General features: G+C 70.2%; 15 protein-coding genes and 6 pseudogenes. 6 read left to right on the top strand and 15 right to left on the bottom strand.

Annotation, left to right across the window (positions count from 1 at the left end; translation table 11 throughout):
- The first annotated feature begins 21 nt into the window (after positions 1-21).
- Entirely contained in the window at positions 22-909 is an 888-nt protein-coding gene (locus SGFS_RS13615; protein ID WP_286250258.1) for an IclR family transcriptional regulator domain-containing protein, read from the top strand.
- On the opposite strand, the gene SGFS_RS13610 is transcribed toward SGFS_RS13615, so the two are convergent.
- The 3 genes from SGFS_RS13610 to SGFS_RS13600 are packed head-to-tail and all read right to left on the bottom strand — an operon-like array spanning position 860 to position 3,029.
- Positions 860-1,801 carry a PDR/VanB family oxidoreductase gene (locus SGFS_RS13610; protein ID WP_286250255.1) on the bottom strand — a complete coding sequence of 314 codons (942 nt, stop codon included), beginning with the start codon at positions 1,799-1,801 and terminating at the stop codon, positions 860-862. The genes SGFS_RS13615 and SGFS_RS13610 overlap by 50 nt on opposite strands.
- The gene (locus tag SGFS_RS13605) at positions 1,798-1,968 is read right to left on the bottom strand and encodes a hypothetical protein (protein ID WP_286250253.1); all 171 of its coding nucleotides are present in this window, start codon (positions 1,966-1,968) and stop codon (positions 1,798-1,800) included. Before SGFS_RS13605 ends, SGFS_RS13610 begins: the two co-directional genes overlap by 4 nt.
- Positions 1,965-3,029, bottom strand: a complete 1,065-nt coding sequence (locus SGFS_RS13600) for an aromatic ring-hydroxylating dioxygenase subunit alpha (protein ID WP_286250252.1) — start codon at positions 3,027-3,029, stop codon at positions 1,965-1,967. Before SGFS_RS13600 ends, SGFS_RS13605 begins: the two co-directional genes overlap by 4 nt.
- Before the next feature lie 707 nt (positions 3,030-3,736).
- Between SGFS_RS13600 and SGFS_RS13595 the strand changes: the two genes are divergently transcribed.
- A complete protein-coding gene (locus SGFS_RS13595) occupies positions 3,737-4,081 on the top strand; it encodes a winged helix-turn-helix transcriptional regulator (RefSeq protein WP_286250251.1) in 345 nt (114 codons plus the stop codon).
- A gap of 127 nt (positions 4,082-4,208) precedes the next feature.
- Here the strand turns inward: SGFS_RS13595 and SGFS_RS13590 are convergent, their stop codons facing one another.
- Positions 4,209-4,418, bottom strand: coding sequence for a VOC family protein (locus tag SGFS_RS13590; protein ID WP_286260458.1), 210 nt, complete (start codon positions 4,416-4,418; stop codon positions 4,209-4,211).
- Positions 4,419-4,602: 184 nt separating this feature from the next.
- A pseudogene (locus SGFS_RS13585) lies at positions 4,603-4,800 on the bottom strand (luciferase domain-containing protein); the annotation flags it as partial.
- Between the two features lie 388 nt (positions 4,801-5,188).
- On the opposite strand from SGFS_RS13585, the pseudogene SGFS_RS13580 reads away from it, so the two are divergent.
- The 3 pseudogenes from SGFS_RS13580 to SGFS_RS13575 form a co-directional block, all read left to right on the top strand.
- Positions 5,189-5,644, top strand: a pseudogene (locus tag SGFS_RS13580) (molybdopterin cofactor-binding domain-containing protein); the annotation flags it as partial.
- Positions 5,645-6,189: 545 nt separating this feature from the next.
- Positions 6,190-6,324 (top strand): annotated as a pseudogene (locus tag SGFS_RS51400) (short-chain dehydrogenase); the annotation flags it as partial.
- A gap of 58 nt (positions 6,325-6,382) precedes the next feature.
- A pseudogene (locus tag SGFS_RS13575) lies at positions 6,383-6,796 on the top strand (Re/Si-specific NAD(P)(+) transhydrogenase subunit alpha); the annotation flags it as partial.
- Here the strand turns inward: SGFS_RS13575 and SGFS_RS13570 are convergent.
- The 4 genes and pseudogenes from SGFS_RS13570 to SGFS_RS13555 all read right to left on the bottom strand — a co-directional run bounded on the left by SGFS_RS13570 (position 6,771) and on the right by SGFS_RS13555 (position 10,522).
- Positions 6,771-7,360: pseudogene (locus SGFS_RS13570) on the bottom strand (TetR family transcriptional regulator). The pseudogenes SGFS_RS13575 and SGFS_RS13570 sit on opposite strands and share 26 nt — an antisense overlap.
- 254 nt (positions 7,361-7,614) lie before the next feature.
- A complete protein-coding gene (locus SGFS_RS13565; protein WP_286250250.1) occupies positions 7,615-8,301 on the bottom strand; it encodes a GntR family transcriptional regulator in 687 nt (228 codons plus the stop codon).
- A gap of 41 nt (positions 8,302-8,342) precedes the next feature.
- Positions 8,343-9,185, bottom strand: a complete 843-nt coding sequence (gene cuyB / locus SGFS_RS13560; protein WP_286250248.1) for a cysteate racemase — start codon at positions 9,183-9,185, stop codon at positions 8,343-8,345.
- Positions 9,182-10,522 carry a dicarboxylate/amino acid:cation symporter gene (locus SGFS_RS13555; RefSeq protein ID WP_286250246.1) on the bottom strand — a complete coding sequence of 447 codons (1,341 nt, stop codon included), beginning with the start codon at positions 10,520-10,522 and terminating at the stop codon, positions 9,182-9,184. The genes cuyB and SGFS_RS13555 overlap by 4 nt, the downstream gene beginning before the upstream one ends.
- A 135-nt stretch (positions 10,523-10,657) precedes the next feature.
- Between SGFS_RS13555 and SGFS_RS13550 the strand changes: the two are divergent.
- Positions 10,658-12,081 (top strand): annotated as a pseudogene (locus SGFS_RS13550) (aspartate ammonia-lyase).
- 90 nt (positions 12,082-12,171) lie between these two features.
- On the opposite strand, the gene SGFS_RS13545 reads toward SGFS_RS13550, so the two are convergent.
- The 6 genes from SGFS_RS13545 to SGFS_RS13520 all read right to left on the bottom strand — a co-directional run bounded on the left by SGFS_RS13545 (position 12,172) and on the right by SGFS_RS13520 (position 17,764).
- Positions 12,172-12,687 (bottom strand): flavin reductase family protein, encoded by a 516-nt coding sequence (locus tag SGFS_RS13545; protein WP_286250245.1) that lies wholly within the window; start codon positions 12,685-12,687, stop codon positions 12,172-12,174.
- Between the two features lie 11 nt (positions 12,688-12,698).
- Positions 12,699-14,240: an MFS transporter gene (locus tag SGFS_RS13540; protein WP_286250244.1), complete on the bottom strand. Its 1,542-nt coding sequence runs from the start codon at positions 14,238-14,240 to the stop codon at positions 12,699-12,701.
- Complete coding sequence (locus SGFS_RS13535; protein ID WP_286250242.1) at positions 14,237-14,716, bottom strand: type II toxin-antitoxin system RatA family toxin; 480 nt, start codon at positions 14,714-14,716, stop codon at positions 14,237-14,239. The genes SGFS_RS13540 and SGFS_RS13535 overlap by 4 nt, the downstream gene beginning before the upstream one ends.
- 81 nt (positions 14,717-14,797) lie before the next feature.
- The gene (locus tag SGFS_RS13530; protein WP_286250241.1) at positions 14,798-15,928 is read right to left on the bottom strand and encodes an acyl-CoA dehydrogenase family protein; all 1,131 of its coding nucleotides are present in this window, start codon (positions 15,926-15,928) and stop codon (positions 14,798-14,800) included.
- On the bottom strand, positions 15,915-16,817 hold the full coding sequence (locus SGFS_RS13525; RefSeq protein WP_286250239.1) for an alpha/beta hydrolase family protein: 903 nt from the start codon (positions 16,815-16,817) through the stop codon (positions 15,915-15,917). The genes SGFS_RS13530 and SGFS_RS13525 overlap by 14 nt, the downstream gene beginning before the upstream one ends.
- Positions 16,814-17,764, bottom strand: a complete 951-nt coding sequence (locus tag SGFS_RS13520) for a ferritin family protein (RefSeq protein ID WP_286250237.1) — start codon at positions 17,762-17,764, stop codon at positions 16,814-16,816. Before SGFS_RS13520 ends, SGFS_RS13525 begins: the two co-directional genes overlap by 4 nt.
- Positions 17,765-17,788: the final 24 nt, after the last annotated feature.

Here is a 17,788-nt window from a genome sequence, read left to right as displayed (position 1 = left end):
TGGGTTCTCGTGGAGGCGACGATGACTGATGGCACCGGGTCCGCCGACATCCGCGAGCCGCACTTCGTCCGCTCCTTCGAGCGCGGCCTCGCGGTCATCCGCGCCTTCGGCGCCGACCGTCCGTCGCTCACGCTGAGTGAGGCCGCCCGGACCTGCGGGCTGACCCGCGCGGCCGCCCGCCGCTTCCTGCTCACCCTCGTCGACCTCGGCTATGTCCACACCGACGGCCGGCTGTTCCGGCTGACCCCACGCGTCCTGGAACTCGGCTACGCGTATCTGTCGGGCTTCACGCTGCCGGAGCTGGCCGAGCCGCATCTGGAGCAACTCGTCGCCCAGGTGGGGGAGTCGTCCTCGCTCTGCGTGCTCGACGGCGACGACATCGTGTACGTGGCCAGGGTCCCGACCAGCCGCATCATGACGGCCGGCATCACCGTGGGCACCCGCTTCCCGGCCCACGTCACCTCGGTCGGCCGCGTGATGCTCGCGCAGCTGCCGGACGAGGAGATCGATGCGCGCCTCGCCCGTGTCGACCTCAGCCCCCTCACCGGCCGCACGCTGACCTCCGCCGACCGCATCAGGAGCGAACTGCGCCGGGTACGACGGCAGGGGTACGCCGTCGTCGACCAGGAACTGGAGGAGGGGCTGAGATCCGTCGCCGCCCCGGTCCGGGACCGGGCGGGCGAGGTGGTGGCGGCCGTGAACATCCCCGTCCCGGCCGGGCGTTACCCGGTCGAGTCCGTACGCCGGGACCTGCTGCCCCAGCTGCTGGCCACGGTCGCCCGGATCGAGGCCGACCTGGCGGTGGCAAGAACGGCGACCGGCCGGGCCGGAGCCATGGCCCCCGCCCGGCCCGAGGCCGCTACAGGTCGAGGACGAGCCGCGACCCCTGGCACCGGGACACACAGATGAGCATGGTCTCCCCGGCCTCGCGCTCCTCGTCGCTCAGCACCGAGTCCCGGTGGTCGGGCGTGCCGTCGAGGACGTCCGTCTCACAGGTGCCGCAGGTGCCCTCGGCGCAGGAGTAGAGCACCTCCACCCCGGCGGCCCGCACGGTGTCGAGCACGGAGACACCGACGGGGACGGTCAGCGTACGGCCGGTGCGCTCCAGCACGACCTCGAACTCGCTGTCGGGGCCGGTGTCCTGCTCCTTGGGCTGGAACCGCTCGACCCGCAGCGCCTTGCCGGGGCACCGCGCCTCGACCGCGTCCAGCAGCGGCCCGGGGCCGCAGCAGTAGACGAGGGTGCCCTCCGGGAGGTCGTCGAGGACGGAGGCGAGGTCGAGCAGCCCGGTCTCGTCCTGCGGAGCGACGGTGACCCGGTCCCCGTACGCGCCCAACTCCTCCTGGAACGCCATTGACTGCCGGGTGCGCCCGCCGTACAGCAGGGTCCACTCGGCACCCGCAGCCTCCGCCGCGGCCAGCATCGGCAGGACGGGAGTGATGCCGATGCCACCGGCGACGAACCGGTATCCGGGCGCCTGCTCCAGGGCGAAGTTGTTGCGCGGGCCGCGCACGCGGACCTTGTCGCCCTGCCGCAACTCCGTGTGCACATACGCCGATCCGCCGCGCCCGTCAGGCTCCTTCAGGACCCCGATGCGCCATGTGTGCCGGTCCGCCGGGTCGCCGCAGAGGCTGTACTGCCGCTCCAGATCGGGGCCCAGCAGGACGTCTATGTGGGCGCCGGGCTGCCAGGCCGGGAGTTCCTCACCCAGCGGGTGGCGGAGGGTGAGGGCGAGGACGCCGTCTGCGGCGAACTCACGTGTGGTGACGACGAGTTCGGCCTCGTAGGGGGTGGAGGTCATGAGGTGTTTCCTTGAGACTCGTGGCCCTGGGGGTGGGCGAGCATCCACTCCCACATCTCGATCGGGTCCTGGGAGGTGTGCTCCCGGCCGCAGTGACAGGTGCCGTGCAGGACGTCTGTGCCCGGCAGCCAGGCGATGCGGTAGATCTCGCCGGTCGGGCTTGTCACAGGACCTTCTCCACCGGCTTGTCGCCCTCCTCGACCAGCCGGGCGAGGATACGGCGGGCGGCGAGACCACCGGTGTCGATGTTGATGCTCAGCTCCTGGTAGCCGTGACGCTCGGTGCCGAGCGTCTTCTGGAGGAGGTTGAGCGCGTCGACGTCCTGCATGACGACCGTGTGGTTGTTGCCGCGCAGGAACTCGGTGACCTCGTCGTCCTCGGTCGCCCAGTCGCGCGAGACCATCCAGAAGTCGTACACCTTGCCGTCCGCCGACGGTGTGATCGCGTACGTGATCTCGGTGTGGAAGCCGTTGGGGTCGCTGCCGTCGGCCTCGGGGAGCATGCCGACCGGGGCGATGCGGCTGTGCAGCAGGTACAGGCACGGGGCGTGGTACTCGATGTCCTGCCAGCGGGTGATCCGGCCCTCGATGCCGGTCGACCTGGCGTAGAAGGGCGGGCACTCGGCGTCGTCCATGTGCCGGCTCACCCGCACGATGCCCGCGCCCTCGTCGACCTCGGTGGTGATCGGCGTCTCGGCGACCTCGGGGGTGCCGATGTAACCGCCGTGCAGATAGGTCTCGTGGGAGAGGTCGAGGAGGTTGTCGACGAGGAGGCCGTAGTCGGCGTCGATGGGCTCCATGCCGCGCACGGTGACCCAGCCGGGGGAGTCCAGGTGCTTGGCGCGCGGGATGGTCTGCGGGTCGGCGAGGGCCGGGTCGCCGATCCACACCCAGATCAGCGAGTCCTGCTCGACCACCGGGTACGAGGCGACGCGGGCGGTGCGCGGGATGCGCTTCTGCCCCGGCACATAGACGCAGGCGCCCGTGGTGTCGTACGTGAAGCCGTGGTAGCCGCACACGATCCGGTCCCCGTCGAGGCCGCTCTCGGACAGCGGGTAGCGGCGGTGCACACACCGGTCGTGCAGGGCGACGGGCGTGCCCTCCTCCTCGGTGCGGTAGAAGACGAGCGGCTCGCCCAGAATCGTCCGGCCGAGCAGCTCACGCCCGACCTCATGGGCGTAGGCCGCGACGTACCACTGGTTCCTGGCGAAGGCGGTCGTGTGAGGCATGGGGTTCCCGTCCCTGAGAGCGGGGCGCTCGCCCCGCGTGCCGTGGTTGGAATCAGGGTCCTGACGGCTGTTGTCGCCGCGCAAGACGGCTTCCGCCAGGCGGAAGCGTATCTACGAAAGAGCTGGTCAGAGCGTTGTCATGCGCCTTGCTCATCGCTGGCAGCGGCTGCGGGGTGTCGCCGCCGGGTTGATCACTCCTGAGGTGGCCGGTGATGGGCTCGGCGAACACATCCGATCGGGTCGAACTGGCCCGTCTTGGCCTACCTGGCGGGGTTATCGCAGGTCAGGGAGATGGCGGGCAAGAGTAATCCGTGTGGGGAGAGGGGCGGCCGCGCGGCCCAGCTGCTGGTGTCCTCGCGGAAGGGGGATGAGGCAGCAGGGCGGGGCAGGTTGAGGTGGTGAGGGCCGCCGTGAACGGATGGGCTCGCAGTCTGGGCCTGCTTTCGGAGGAGAGAGGCGAGGGCTGTTCGCGACTTCGAAGTGCGTTGCTGGCGATGTCGTCGTGCTTGAGCGGCAGGCCGCTGACTCCTCGGCTGTCGAGGTGTGACATGCGCAGGGCTGGGCGCTGCGCTTCTGGCACCGCTGCGGTGCAGGTGTGGGGCTGTGGTTGTCGGCCGATGTCCTACATGACGACGGACGCGACTGCCTTGATGCGCCGGTCGACCCCGGCGTCCGGGTGAGTCGCTTGGGGCTGTCCGATCGGTCCGGTGGTCGACCTGGTCTTCAGTCGGTGGTCCACGCCGATTCTGTGGGTTTTGCATCATCACGGGCGACTGCGTTTCAACCAGTTGCAGCGGCTGTTGGGGGACGTCACGCCGAAAGTTCTGACGGCGCGGCTGCGGCAGCTTGAACGGGACGGGCTGGTGATCCGCACTTACCATGCAGAGGTCCCACCGCGCGTGGAGTACGAGATCAGCGAGCTGGGCAATAGCCTCAGGCCGGTGTTTCGCACGTTGGACAAGTGGGGTGTGACCTATCTGCCGGAGATTGCCACCGCACGCGAGAAGTACGACAGGATCCAGGAAGAAGAGGCTGCCTGGGCGGAAGGCTGATCACATAGTTGTTGTGGTCGGCGGCGGCTGACGTCGGGCGCGCCCAGAGGGAATGTGGGGGAGTCGACCGGTACAGGCCAGGCGGGGTCATCGTCTGCAGCGACTGGTGCAGCCGCTTGTCGCGGCCCTAGACCAGCACCGTCTGGTCCTGGTTCCGGCCGTCGCAGCGCACGACCAGCTGATCGCCACGCTCGGCGAGATCGAGGCCGAGGTCCGTGAAGAAGTCTTTGCCCTGGGCCAGGGTGGACGGTTGCAGGCCGTAGTGCAGCAGGCCACTCACGCGCATGGTGTGTGCCTTCACCGAAAATTTCATCCCCTCGGCCGTGACTCCCACCATCCGCGGGCGGTTTCCTTGCACCATTCCAAGGCCTCGCCCATAAGCGGGACTTACGGGTGGGTGTTGGTGACGGCGCCCTCAACGTGCGGTAAAGCAGGGCGATGAGCGGCTTATGAACCCATCCGGTCGGAGCGATCTCGGTCGTCGCCGCATGGCCGGTCGCGTACTGGTAGGAAGCGGCGACGACCTTCTTCGCCACCTCCACCTCGGACTGGTCGCGGGGAGCGTAGAGCATCACGACATTGACGCCGCGGTCGTAGAACGGGTGCTTCTCGCCCCATCCGGAAGCCAGGAACGCGGCGTGGTCCGCAGGATCCAGAGACAGATGGAGGCTTCCGTCGGCGTGCAGATGCACGAACTCCGCGTTCCAGCGCGGTGGCATGAGGTGAACGTTCTCATCCGTTGCGGCTTCCTCGAGGAACACCGCCCAAGTGCTGGGAGGGGAGATCTCGCTGCGGCCCGTTACCACGCCCGGCAGAGCGGTGGCCATCCACTGCCTCAGGTCCTCCTTGACCTCGGGCGGGCTGGTCTGGGTGAGCTACAGGTGCGGGATGTCGGGCCCGGTCACGGGCCGGTCGCCCTCACGTCGGGGGAGAACGGGGAGCGTCATGGCGACGCCTCCTTCGCATCGTCGGGACCATGAACCACACTACGTACCCCGCGGGAGTGGTTTCCTGATGGATAGTGGGTCCGTGACAGCCCGCGGGCCGACATCACTGCTCGTCATCGCGTCACCGCCCCAGTACGTGGGTCGACGTCGTCCGCCCGCCGGCGGCTCCGCCGTTCAGGACGGCGGCGGCAAACTGCGCAAGCAGGCCATCACGCTCGCGGTCAAGGACGAAGGATCACCGCTGCAGGGTGTCGACCCCGCCGATGTCGTGGTACGCGGCGGCCGGCTGTACGGCAAGGACGACCCCACGCGCGGGGAGACGCACCAGCGGCTCCTGGCCCGCAACAACCTCACCCACCTCGAAGCGCTCGGCTCGTACGCCGGGGCGCCCGGATCGGAGAAGTTCTCCTTCTGCGCCTACGCCGCGACCTTCGCGGAAGTAGCCGTCGACGCGACGCTCGGCCTGGTGCGGGTCCGGCGCATGGTCGGTGTGTACGACGCCGGCCGCATCATCAGCCCGAGACTGGCGGACAGCCAAGCCATCGGCGCCATGATCGGCGGCATCGGCCAGGCTCTCCTCGAACACACCGTCACGAGGGCGAGGTATCGGCGGCTGTTTGTGGCAGGCCACCCGTGCTGCGGGTGGCCTGGAGAGGGTGGCGACTGGTGTTGCCGGGCCGCCCGCCTCCTGGACATCCGACCAAGCCCGCCTGGCGGTTACGGCCCAGTACTGTGAGCCGTGGCTCCGGCCGCAGGAGGCGTTCACCCTGTCCACCACCCGTGACACCGTCCGGGTGGTGTCCGAGGACATCCGCCGGATGCTCGGCTACAGCATCCATCCGCCCTTCATCGGGATGGTCGAGGGCATGCACCCCAAGCGCCTGCTCGACACCCCGTCCTGAGCGCGCGTCAGCCGACGGTTCCGCTCGGCTGCGCTCCGGCGCCCGTCGCTGCCGCCCGTCCGGCAGCAGCGACCGGCGCCAGTGTCCGCGCGGATGGGGCTGTCTCCTGCGAAGCCGATTCCAGGTGGCGGCCAAAAACGCCGGCTAAGCACGGCTGCCGAGTGCTGCGCAAGGGCTGCACCTTGCGGATGTCCACCAGCGGGTGGACGAGGTGGTCTGGCCGACCGCGAACAAGTGGGGTCGTTCCCGCTGACGCACGATGCCGAGCGTGGGGTCGTTCCCGCTGACGCACGATGCCGAGCGTGTCGAGGGCCGGTTCATCGCGCCGGTCTACGCGGCGTCGAAGACTGCCGTGACCATGCTGACCACGCGGTATGCGAAGTCCTGGCCGGACGTGAAGGTGAACGCGGTCGACCCTGGCCGTACCGCGACCGACTGGCAAGCCGAAGGACGGCGCCACACTGGTCTCCACACTCGCGCCGGCCCTCAACCCCGAGCTGGTCGACGCACTCGCGGCGCGGCCGATCACGGTGCTGGCGATGGACGCGGTGCCGCGCATCAGCCGCGCCCAGTCACTCGACGTGCTCTCGTCCATGGCCAACATCGCCGACTATCGCGCGGTGGTCGAGGCGGCCCACGAGTTCGGCCGCCTCTTCACCGGCCAGGTGACCGCCGCGGGCAAGGTACCGCCGGCGAAGGTGCTCGTCGTGGGCGCGGGTGTGGCGGCCCTGGCCGCGATCGGCACGGCATCGTCGCCGGGTGCGATCGTGCGCGCCACGGACCCGCGCCCCGAGGTGGCCGATCAGGTGAAGTCGCTGGGCGGCGAATACCTCCCGGTCGTCAGCCCCGCAACCCCCTCATCACCAGGTCCACGACCGCCTCGAACTGGACCTCGATGTCCGGCTGTTCCCAGTCACGGGAGTGATGGGAGTCATGGAAGCGGCCCGTGGCCTGTGAAACACCGTTCGGGCGATGGTCATGGGATCCGAGAAGGTGGCGAAAGTGCCGATGTCGGCGCCGGAACGGATGATTTGAGCGAGTTGGGCCGTGAGGTCGTCGACGTGGGAAGCGACGGCGCCTCCGAGGTCTGCGGCCAGGGCCTTGTACGTGGCGAATAGCTCGGGGTCCTCCTGCGATTTGCGCCGATTGGCGGCGAACAGGGCGGCGAGCCAGTCGTGCAGTCGGAGCTCCGGGGCACGATCCTCGGCGGCGACAGCAGCCAGGTCCGACAGCGTGCGGTTCAGCTACCTCTTGGTCACCGCTTCGTGCAGCGCCGCTTTCGACGCGAAGTGGCGGTAAACGCTTGCGTGACTGACGCCGAGCGCACAGGACACATCGACCACGGTTGCCTTGGCGAAGCCGTGGCGACGCAGTACCTCCTCGGTCGCTTGGACGATGCGCTCGGCGGTCAGCGGCTTGGGAGGAGGCATGCGGGAGACAGTACCCAGGTAAGGACCAGTGCTCTTTGCCAAGGTCGGCCATCCCGTGCCGGTGGAACAAGTACCTACGGCAGCGCAGGCCGGGACGACCACAAGCCCGGCGCGCGGCATGGGCCCGTTGTCGGTCAGTGTGGGCCCTGGCCGAGGTAGATCGGCACGGCGCCGGGCAGGACCGGTGGCGACCGGGTGATCAGGCCAGCCGGACTGGTTCACGGCGGTCACCGCGTCCAGGTCATCGGTCCCTGTCAGACGTTCGCGGATTCCGTGAACTGGTTGGTGTCGAAGAGCTGGTTGATGTGTCCGCCGAGTGCGGACCAGTGCTGTCCGGAGAGTTCGGCGGCGGCCTGGGCGTCGCCGTCGGCGCAGATGTCGATGAGCTGGTCGTGGTGTTCGATGGTGTTGCGGCCGCCGAGGAGGGTGGAGAACTTGCGGTAGAGGATGCGGTGGATCTGCGGGTGGAGCTGCTCGACGATCCGGCTGAGCACGGGGTTGTCCGCGGCCGTGATGGGGACGGCGTGGAAGCGGTCGTCGGCCGCGAGCGCGGCGGTGATGTCGTTGGCGGCGACGGCCTGTTCGAAGTCCCGGTTGGCCTCGCGCATGAGCCGCACGTCCTGTTCGGTCATGACGGGTACGGCTGTCTCGATGGCGAGTTGGTCGAGGGAGCGCAGTACGGCGAGGGTCTTCTCTACGTCGCGGCGGTTGAGTGTGGTGATGCGGGTGTGGACGCCGGGCTTGGTCTCGACGAGGCCGATGTCGGCGAGCCGGGCGAGCGCCTCGCGCACCGGGGTGCGGCTGAGCCCGAGGCGTTCGGCCAGTTCGCCGTCCTTGACCTTCTCGCCTGGGACGAGTTCGCCGCGCACGATGGAGTCGCGCAGGCGGTGGAACACCTCGTCGCTGAGGAGGCGGCGGGAGACAGGGCTGTCCAGTGACATATTGCGTACAGTACATCGCTCGCCCCCCTGTGCACCCGCCCTCATCCTCCCGCGGTGAGCGTCCGGCGAACCAGGGCCTGAGCCAGGACGGCGGCCGGATCGATGAGGGGAACGCCCACCGCTCCCGCCGACAGCCCGAGCGGGATCTCCGTGCAGCCGGCGATGATCGCCTGCGCACCCTGTGCCATGAGCCGGCGGGCGGCGCGCGTCAGCGGCTCGTCGGCTGTGGAATCCCGGGCGCCGGCCTTCACCGCGCGGATGGCGGCCATGACCTCGTGCTCCTGGCTGTCGGGGCCGGGCAGGACGAGGCCGATCCCGAAGCGGTCCAGCCACTCCTGGTACAGGCCCGCGCGGACGGTCCCGGTGGTGGCGAGCAGCCCCACGGTGTACACGTGCGGCCGCAGGGTGGTCAGATGCTGGGCTACCTCGCCGATCATGTGGACGATGGGCAGGCCGACGTGGTCGGCGATGCGCGGGACGAAGGCGTGGGCGGTGTTGCAGGGAATGGCGATGAGGGTGGCGCCGGCCTCGCGCAGGACACGGCTGCCGTTGAGGAGCCAGGGGGTGGGGTCGGGGCCGTCGCCGAGCAGGGCCTCGGTGCGGTCGGGGATGGTGGGGTCGGACCAGATGACCGTTCTGAGGTGGTCCTGGTCGCTGGTGCCGGGGGTCATCGAGACGAGCTTGGCGTAGAAGTCGGCGGTGGCCGCCGGGCCCATGCCGCCGAGGATGCCGATGATCTCGGTGGTGCCGGTGCCAGCGGTGGTGCCGGTGCCGGTGCCGGTGCCGGTGCCGGTGGCGGGGCCGGTGCCGGTGGCGGGGCGGATGCCGGTAGCCGTGGCGGTGCCGGTGGGTACGGGACCGTTGGCGGCGGCGGGCGTGTTCACTGTGCGGGTTCCTTCTGGAGGGCCGTGACCTCGGGCTCGGCCGGGGTCCGGGAGGCTTCCCGGGTGCCCCGTTTCGCTTCGCGTCGCTTCTCGGAGCTGTCGACGACGGCGGCGGCCAGCGAGTTGCCGATGACGTTCACACCGGTGCGGGCCATGTCGACGATGAAGTCCACGCCGAGGAGCAGGGCGATGCCTTCGGCGGGCAGGCCGATGGAGTTGCCGGCGGCGATGAGGACGACGATGGAGGCGGAGGCGACGCCGGCCATGCCCTTGGAGAGGATCACCAGCACGCCGACCATGAGGAGCAGGGCGGGCACTGAGGTGTCCGCGCCGTAGGCGTTGGCGAGGAAGACCAGGGCGGAGGCCTGGTAGAGGACGGAGCCGTCGGTGTTGAAGGAGTAGCCGAGCGGGACGACGAACGAGGTCGTCGACCGGCTGAGGCCGAACGCCTCCAGCCTGCCCATGAGCGGCGCCAGGACGGACTCGGAGCTGCGGGTGACGAAGGCGATACCGGCCAGCCCGGCGATCGACCTCAGCAGATCGACGTAGCGGACGCGGTAGATCACGGCGATGGCCGGGAAGAGCACGCCGACGACGATGGCCAGGCCCGCGTACACCACGGCGATGAAGCCCATCAGGCTGCGCAGGTTGCCGAAGCCGTAGTGGGCCACGTCGTAGGAGATGAAGCCGAGCACGCCGAGCGGCGCGATCCGTATCACGTAGCCTACGACCTTGAACATCACCGCGGCGACGGACTCCAGCACGGCGGCGAAAGGCTCCGACTTCTCACCGATCGCGGCCATCGCCACGCCCACGAGCAGCGCGAAGACGATCGCGCCGAGCAGATTGCCCTCGCTGAACGCGGCGAAGACGTTCTTCGGTACGGCGTGCAGAAGCAGTTCGTGGAAGTCGATGCCCTGGCTCAGGCCGTCCAGGTCCTTGGCGTCGGCCCCGTGGACGGGGGCGTCCTTGCCGATGCCGGTGAGCTTGGCCAGGCCCACCGCGATCAGCAGGATGACGGTGGTGACGAGCTCGAAGTAGAGGATGGCCTTGCCGGCGATCCGGCCGACCTTCTTGACCGACTCCATTCGGGCGATGCCCAGCACGATGAGCGGGAAGACCAGGGGCAGCACGACGACCTGCACCAGGTTCAGGAACACCTCGCCGAGGATCTTCATCTGCTCGCCCGCCGACGGGGCGAGGGTTCCGATGAGCGCGCCGAGCCCCACGGCGATGATCGACTGGACGCCGATCGGCATCGCCAGACATCGCCGCCAGAACCCTGGGGACCGGGGCGGTGGGTTGTCGCTGGTGGGGTGGGTGTGCGCGGTGTCCATGAGACCTCCTCCTATACGCAATATATTGCATTCTGCGTGTTGGTCGGCAACACTGAGGCCGGAGGCGGTGGCCTGTCAAGGGGTCCCGCGCCGACATCCCGCCCCAAGGCCGGCGGCGACGACGAGGAGCATGAGATGGCGCAGGCCACACGCGTGGAACACGACCTGGTGGGGGACAAGGAGGTCCCGGCCGACGCCTACTACGGCGTGCACACGGTGCGGGCGGTGGAGAACTTCGCGATCACCGGGTCGACCATCGCCCGGTTTCCCGACCTGATCGCCGCACTGGCCGCGGTCAAACAGGCGGCCGCGCAGGCCAACCGCGACCTGGGCCTGCTGCCGCCGGACATCGCCCACGCGATCACCGGCGCGTGCGAGGAGATCCGTGCCGGGCGGCTGACGGAAGAGTTCGTCGTCGACCCTCTCCAGGGCGGGGCCGGCACGTCCACGAACATGAACGCCAACGAGGTCATCGCCAACCGGGCTCTGGAGATCCTCGGTCACCCCCGCGGCTACTACGAGGTGATCCACCCGCTCGACCACGTCAACCTCGGCCAGAGCACCAACGACGTGTATCCCACCGCCGTCCGTCTGGCCCTGGTCGTCTCACTGCGCAGGCTGGGCGACTCGATGAAGGTGCTGGCCGACGCGTTCGGCGCGAAGGCGGAGGAATTCGCCGACGTCCTCAAGATGGGCCGCACCCAGCTCCAGGACGCGGTCCCCATGACGCTGGGCCAGGAGTTCACCACCTACGCCGTCATGATCGAGGAAGACCGGCAGCGACTGAACGAGGCCGCCGCCCTGCTGCTGGAGTCCAACCTCGGCGGCACCGCGATCGGCACCGGCATCAATGGCCACCCCCGCTACGCCGAGCTCGCCTGCGCGTACCTCGCCGAGATCAGCGGCGAAGCCGTCCGGCCGGCGAGCGACTTCATCGAGGCCACCCAGGACTGCGGCGCCTTCGTCCAGCTCTCCGGCGTCCTCAAGCGCGTCGCCGTGAAACTCTCCAAGACCTGCAACGACCTGCGCCTGACCTCCTCCGGCCCCACCGCCGGACTCGGCGAGATCAACCTGCCGCCGGTGCAGGCGGGTTCGTCGATCATGCCCGGCAAGGTCAACCCGGTGATCCCCGAAGTCGTCAACCAGGTCGCCTTCGAGGTCATCGGCAACGACCTGACCGTCACCATGGCCGCCGAGGCCGGACAGCTCCAGCTCAACGCCTTCGAACCCGTCATCGCCTACAGCCTGCAGCGCTCACTGACCCATCTGCGCGCCGCTGCGACACCCTGGCCACCCGCTGCGTCCCAGGCATCACGGCCAACCGCGCACACCTCCACGACACGGTCCACCGCTCGATCGGACTGGTGACCGCGCTCGCCCCGCACATCGGCTACGCCGCCAGTACGACCCTCGCCCGTCAGGCCCTGGACACCGGCCGCGCCATCAAGGATTTGGCCGCCGAGGCCGGCCTGCTCACCGCCGAGGAACTGGACACGATCCTGCGTCCCGAAAGCCTCACCGGCCAGGCATCCCTGCCGGACACCCTGACCATGCGCTGACGCCTGCGCTCCGCGGCACCCGCACGGCCGGTCGGACCGTGCGGGGCGGAGCTCATCGCGGCGCTGCCGGACCGGTGCGCCCGAACGACCTCACCCCGCAGAGACCGCGGGGCGGGACGGCGGCCAGGTGGCGTAGCGTCGCAGGCCGTACAGCAGGGGGCCGTCGTCGGACGGGTAGGAGGTGACCCCGAGAACCTCGCCGAACACCACGGTGTGGTCGCCGATCCGCTCGGTGCGTACGGCCTCGCAGTCCGCCACCGACTGGGCGGCGTCGGGCAGGTGGGGGCCGCAGGCCGCCGGCGGGGTCGTCCAGGACACCCGGTCGAAGCGGTCGGGCGCACCCGATGCGAACAGTTCCGCCACCGGCTGCCCTCCGCCGTGCAGCACATTGACGGCGAAGGCACGCCGCCCCTCGACCGCCTCCAGCGTCGCGCTGCCGTGTCTCATACAGATCAGCAGGGTCGGCGGGTCCAGTACGACGCTGCACAGCGAGGAGCAGGTCATACCGCGTGGCCTGCCCGTGACGTCGAACGCGGTGGCCACGGCGACACCGGTCGGGAAGCCCGCCATCAGCGAGCGGAATTCCGTCTGGGAGGTCTGGGACATACTCAGGTCCTTCACGCGTCCACCGTCGCGGTCATGTCCTTGCGGCGCAGCAGTACGGCCGCCGCCACGGCGCCCAGGGCCGCGCCCGCCGCCGCGACCAGGACGGCCGTGTGCAGCCCCTGTGTCATCAGGTCGCCGACGGACCGCAGGACGCCCTCGCGGATCCGTGGGGGCAGGGCCGCCGCGTCGCCGAGCCGTCCGTGCTCGATGGCGTCGGCCAATCTCTCCCGGGCGGCTGCCGGCAGCGGGACCTGCTCCAGAACTCCCGGCAGCCCCGAGTGCAGGCGACGCTGGACCAGGGTTCCGGACAGGGCCACGCCGAAGACCGCCCCCACCTGACGACAGGTCTGGGACATCCCCGAGGCGACGCCGGCCTGTTCGGGGGGTACGGCCGACAACAGGGCCACGGTGGCCGGTGCGCCGACCACCGACACACCGGCGCCGACCAGCACCAGTGCCCACCAGTAGGTGGCGAAGCCGCCGCCGGCCTCCATGGCCAGGAGTCCCACGAACCCGCCCGCCGCCACCAGCGAGCCCAGCACGATGGCGGGCCGCGTGCCCAGCCGGGCCGACACGGCCGGTGCGAGCAGCGACGCCACGGTGATGGACACGGTCAGGGCGAGCAGCCGCAGCCCGCTCTGTACGGGACTCAGCCCGTTCACCTGCTGGAGGAACAGCGTGAGCAGGAAGATGATGCCGAACAGGCCGAAGAAACAGAGGAAGTTGACCGAGCAGGTCATCAGCACGATGCGGTCGCGCAGCAGTGCGAGCGGCAGCATGGGGTGCGGGGTGCGGTTCTCCCAGCGCAGACAGAGGCCGAGCACCGGCACCGACCCGCCGAGCAGACCGAGGATCAACGGCGAGCCCCAGCCCTTCTGGCCGGCCTCGATCAGGCCGTACGCCATCATCGCGATGCCGACGACGAACAGCAGTTGGCCGATCCAGTCGATGCGCCGGCCGGCCGTGTCCGCCGGACCGAGCGGCAGCAGGAGGGCCAGGGCCCCGATGGCGACGACGCCGACCGGCAGGTTGATCCAGAAGATGCTCTGCCAGGAGTAGGCGTCGACCAGCAGCCCGCCGACGATCGGACCGGCGGCCAGCGCGACGCCACCCACTCCGGCCCACACCGCGACGGCCGAGGCCCTCGCTCGGGCCTCGGTGTAGAACTGCCGGATCAGGGCGAGCGACACCGTGATCATGACGGCGCCGAAGACACCCTGGACGGCTCTGGCCACGAGCAGTTCACCGACGGTGGTGGACAGCGCGCAGCCCACCGACGCGGCGGTGAAACCGGCCAGCCCCACCAGGAAGACACGGCCACGGCCCAGCGTGTCGCCGAGGGTGCCCGCGGTGAGGAGGAAACAGGCGAAGGTGAGCACGTAGATGTCGAACACCCATTGCAGTCCCGAGACCCCGATGCCGAGGTCGCTCTGCATGTCGGGGAGCGCCACGCCGACCACGGTGCTGTCCAGGTAGACCATGACGACACCGGCGCAGACGAACGCCAGACGCAGCGCGCGCGGCCCGCGCCCCTGCGCCGCCGGGCCGGTCATGAGGCGACGACCGCCGTGTCCTGATGGCTGTTGGTGAGCTCGATCTCCTCTCCCAGGAGCCCGCGCAGGATGAGCCCGATGCTGTCGCTCAGCGCGCGCATGGCGACGGGGTTGATGATCGGTTCGAGGCTGGGGATGCCGAGGTCGAACTCGCAGGCGAACAGCACGACGACGTCGTCTCCCGTCTGCCGGACCTCCCAGGTGCCGTCGAAGCGGGCGAAGTCCCCGGTGAGCTGTTCGAAGGTGATGCGCAGCGCGGCGGGATCGATCACGTCCCGCTCGGTCCAGTGCAGGACGCCGCCGCGGAAGTTCACGGCCCAGGCGGAGTCGACGGTGCCCGCCTCGTCGGCGGTCACGGTGACCTCGCGGACCGCGTCGGTGTACTCGGCGTAGCTCTCGAAGTCACGGATACGGTCGAACACCTGATCGGCGCGTCGGTCGGACAGCAGTCCCTCGACGTGTATGCGGCAGGCCATCGCGGTTTCCTCCGGCGGAGATGGATTCAATGGGGGGTGGTCGACCGGCCGCCCGGCGGGGCGGGCGGCCGGAGGTCGCGGTCAGCCCAGGACCAGGGGGCCGCCGGTGAACGCCGTGCACAGGGCGGCGGCGGACCAGGCGCGGGACGGCGGGTGGAACTTCAGCGCCGCGGCGCAGGCGGCGAGGTACGCGGTGTCGTCGCCGGAGACGTACGACATGCCGCCGAGCGCCTCCAGACAGCGCGGCACCACACGGTCGATGGTGTCCTGCACCGAGAACCGGCAGACGAGCGACTGCAGCAGTTCGGCCTGGCCGACGGCGGCGCCGCTGTCCAGCGCCGCCGCCGCGCCGACGATGCCGCCCATCGCCGCCTCCAGCTCCACCAGGATCCGGGCCCGCTCGGCGACGTCGCCCTTCTCCCGGTCGAGCACGAGTTCGGCCAGCGCGCTCGCCATGCCCAGGTACGAGGCCGCCATCATCAGCTCGAACCAGATGAAGCCCACGGTCTGGATACGGTCCAGGCTGCCGTCCGCGCCGAACTCGGTGCGGACCACCATGTCCGGCGGCACCCGGACGTCCTCCAGCCGTACCTCGTCGCTCTCCGCGCCGGCCAGGGCGGTCGCACCCCAGAAGGGGTGCACCGAGAGGCCCGCTGTGGCGGCGGGCACCACGGCCACCGCGAGCTGGGGGCCGCCGTCGGTGTCGAGCATGACGGAGGCGGTCAGCAGGTCCATCGACGCGGAGAGGCTGCACGGCTTCTTGGAGCCGTTGAGGACGATGTCCTCGCCGTCCTGCCGGGCGGTGATCGACGAGGCGAGGATCGACTGGCCGGACCTGCCCTCGGCGAACCCCGACGCCATCAGCAGCCGTTGGTCGGCGACGGCCTCCAGCAGCATCCACTCCAGGCCCTTGGTGACCTCGTACGCCTGGATGAGTCCGGCGACCGAGAAGTGGTGCATGGTCGTGGCCACCGCGAGGGAGGGGCTGCGCGCGCCGACGGCCCGCTGGATCCGTACCGCCTCCACGGCGCTCGCGCCCAGGCCCCGGTGCTCCGACGGCACGACGAGCCCGGCGCCGCCCGCTTCCTTGAAGAGGGTGAGAGCGGGGCCCTGCGGCCGTTCCCGCTCCTCGCGGGGCAGGGCGGCCAGACGGTCGTCCAGTCCAGGGAGGAGCTTCTTGAGCGTCTCGCGTTCGGCTTCAAGAAACCGCATCGCCATCCTCTGTGCGTCCTTTCCACGGCCGTGCCGTGAGGGTGTTCTCGATCCACTCGCCGATCTCGGCGGCGATCGCATCCGGGTGGGTCGCCCACGCGGTGTGGCTGAGCCGCTCGGGACGATGTCTGCGGGTCACCTCCGCGCCGCGCAGCAGGGAGCACAGCGCGTCGACCGCGCCGGGCGGGGCGAGTACGTCGCCGCCGACCGACACCGCCAGCACCGGCAGACGGAGATCCGCGATCAGCTCCTCGTAGTCGACGTCCGCACCGGTGGGCCGGTAGCGGCCGGTGCGGGCCATGCGGGCCCAGTCGCCCACCAGCACCCGGGACTGCCGTCCGGAGAAGCGCAGCACGTCGCCGGGCCAGTAGCCGCACACCCGGGCGACGCCCGCGACGGCGTTGGTGCCGAGCAGCGGGATCAGTCCCGTCAGCCCCGGGTAGGTGCGGAAGTACGGCGTGCCGGCGGCGACCAGCAGGACACCGGCCAGGTCGTCCGGGTACCGGGCGGCGTACATCAGGCCGATCTGTCCGCCGATGCTGTGCCCCAGCAGGAACAGCGGGCTGTCGGGCGCCCGTTCGCGCAGGGCGCCGAAGACGGCCGGGTAGTCGACGGTGGCCAGCTCGTGGTAGCCGTACCGGGCCGATGCGTCCGGCCGGGGCCGGCTCTCGCCGTACCCCCGCAGGTCCGCCACGGCCACGCCCACACCCTGGGCCGTGAGGGCCTCGGCGAAGCGCCGGTAGAAGCGGGCCCGTACGCCGAGGGCGGGCCACACCACGACCAGGGGCGCGGCCTTGGGACCCGGCCGGTGGAGCACGGCGAGTTCGGCTCCGTCCGGCAGCGTGACGGTCAGCCGCTCGGCGGCCGTCCCGTCGGTTCTGTCGCTCATGAGTCCATTCCCATGTACGCCAGCCGGGTCGTCTGGGTCTCCGCGGCCCACTCCAGGGCCTTGGTGATCCGCTCGTCGGGGGTGCTGTCCAGGAGGCGGCGGCCCGGCCAGATCTCGTGGTCGCCGATGAAGTCGGCGATCTGCTCGATGCCCGCCTGGAACAGTTCCTCCCGGCGCTGCAGGACGGCGAACACGGGCAGCTTGGCCCACAGTTCGTTGCCGCGCCGCACCACGTCCGCCAGGTGCTCCTTGACCGTCGGGTCCTGGGCCACATAGCGCCGGACGATCTCGCTGCCGACGGTCAGATGGCGGATCTCGTCGATGCCGGCGCCGCGTTCGACGCTCGCCGCCGCCGGGTCGACGATCTTCCACTTGTGCTCGCTGAGCTCGCCCGTCGGGGCGAGCACACCCTCGACCAGGATGGTCAGCACGGCGACCCCGGAGACATAGGCGTGCGGGCCGTCCATGACGGAGAGGCCGAACTCCTCCAGCGGGTCCAGCACGTTCTTCTGGTGCTCGCCCGCGAACTCCGCCACGACATCCGCGAGGTCGGCCTCCGGGACGCCGACCTCCACCATGTGGGCCCGGAAAGCCTGGGCGTGCCGGGCCTCGTCCAGCAGCTGGGTGGCGAAGAACTGCATGGACTTCTCGTCGGGCGCGGCGGTCACGAGCTGCGTGATGGCCCGCGCGGCCTTGTCCTCGGCGATGGAGCGGAAGGAGAACTCCATGAGCAGCGCGTCGCGCAGCGGGCCGGGCTTCAGCATGTGCTCGGGCGTCACGGCGTCCGGGTGGTGGCCGTTGACCAGTCCCTTGAGGGTGCCCTGGGCGACATTGGTGATCCAGTAGTCCAGGTCGCACTGCTCGGGGCTGAGCCTCAGGTCGCGGGCGCCGGCGAGCACGTGCGGGGCCAGGTCCCAGTCGGCCTCGGGTGCGATGTTCGTCGTCATGGTGTCATCCTCGGGATCGGTCGG

The organism is Streptomyces graminofaciens (assembly GCF_030294945.1).
In the GTDB taxonomy this organism is placed as follows: domain Bacteria; phylum Actinomycetota; class Actinomycetes; order Streptomycetales; family Streptomycetaceae; genus Streptomyces; species Streptomyces graminofaciens.
This window is presented reverse-complemented; position numbering and strand designations above follow the sequence as displayed.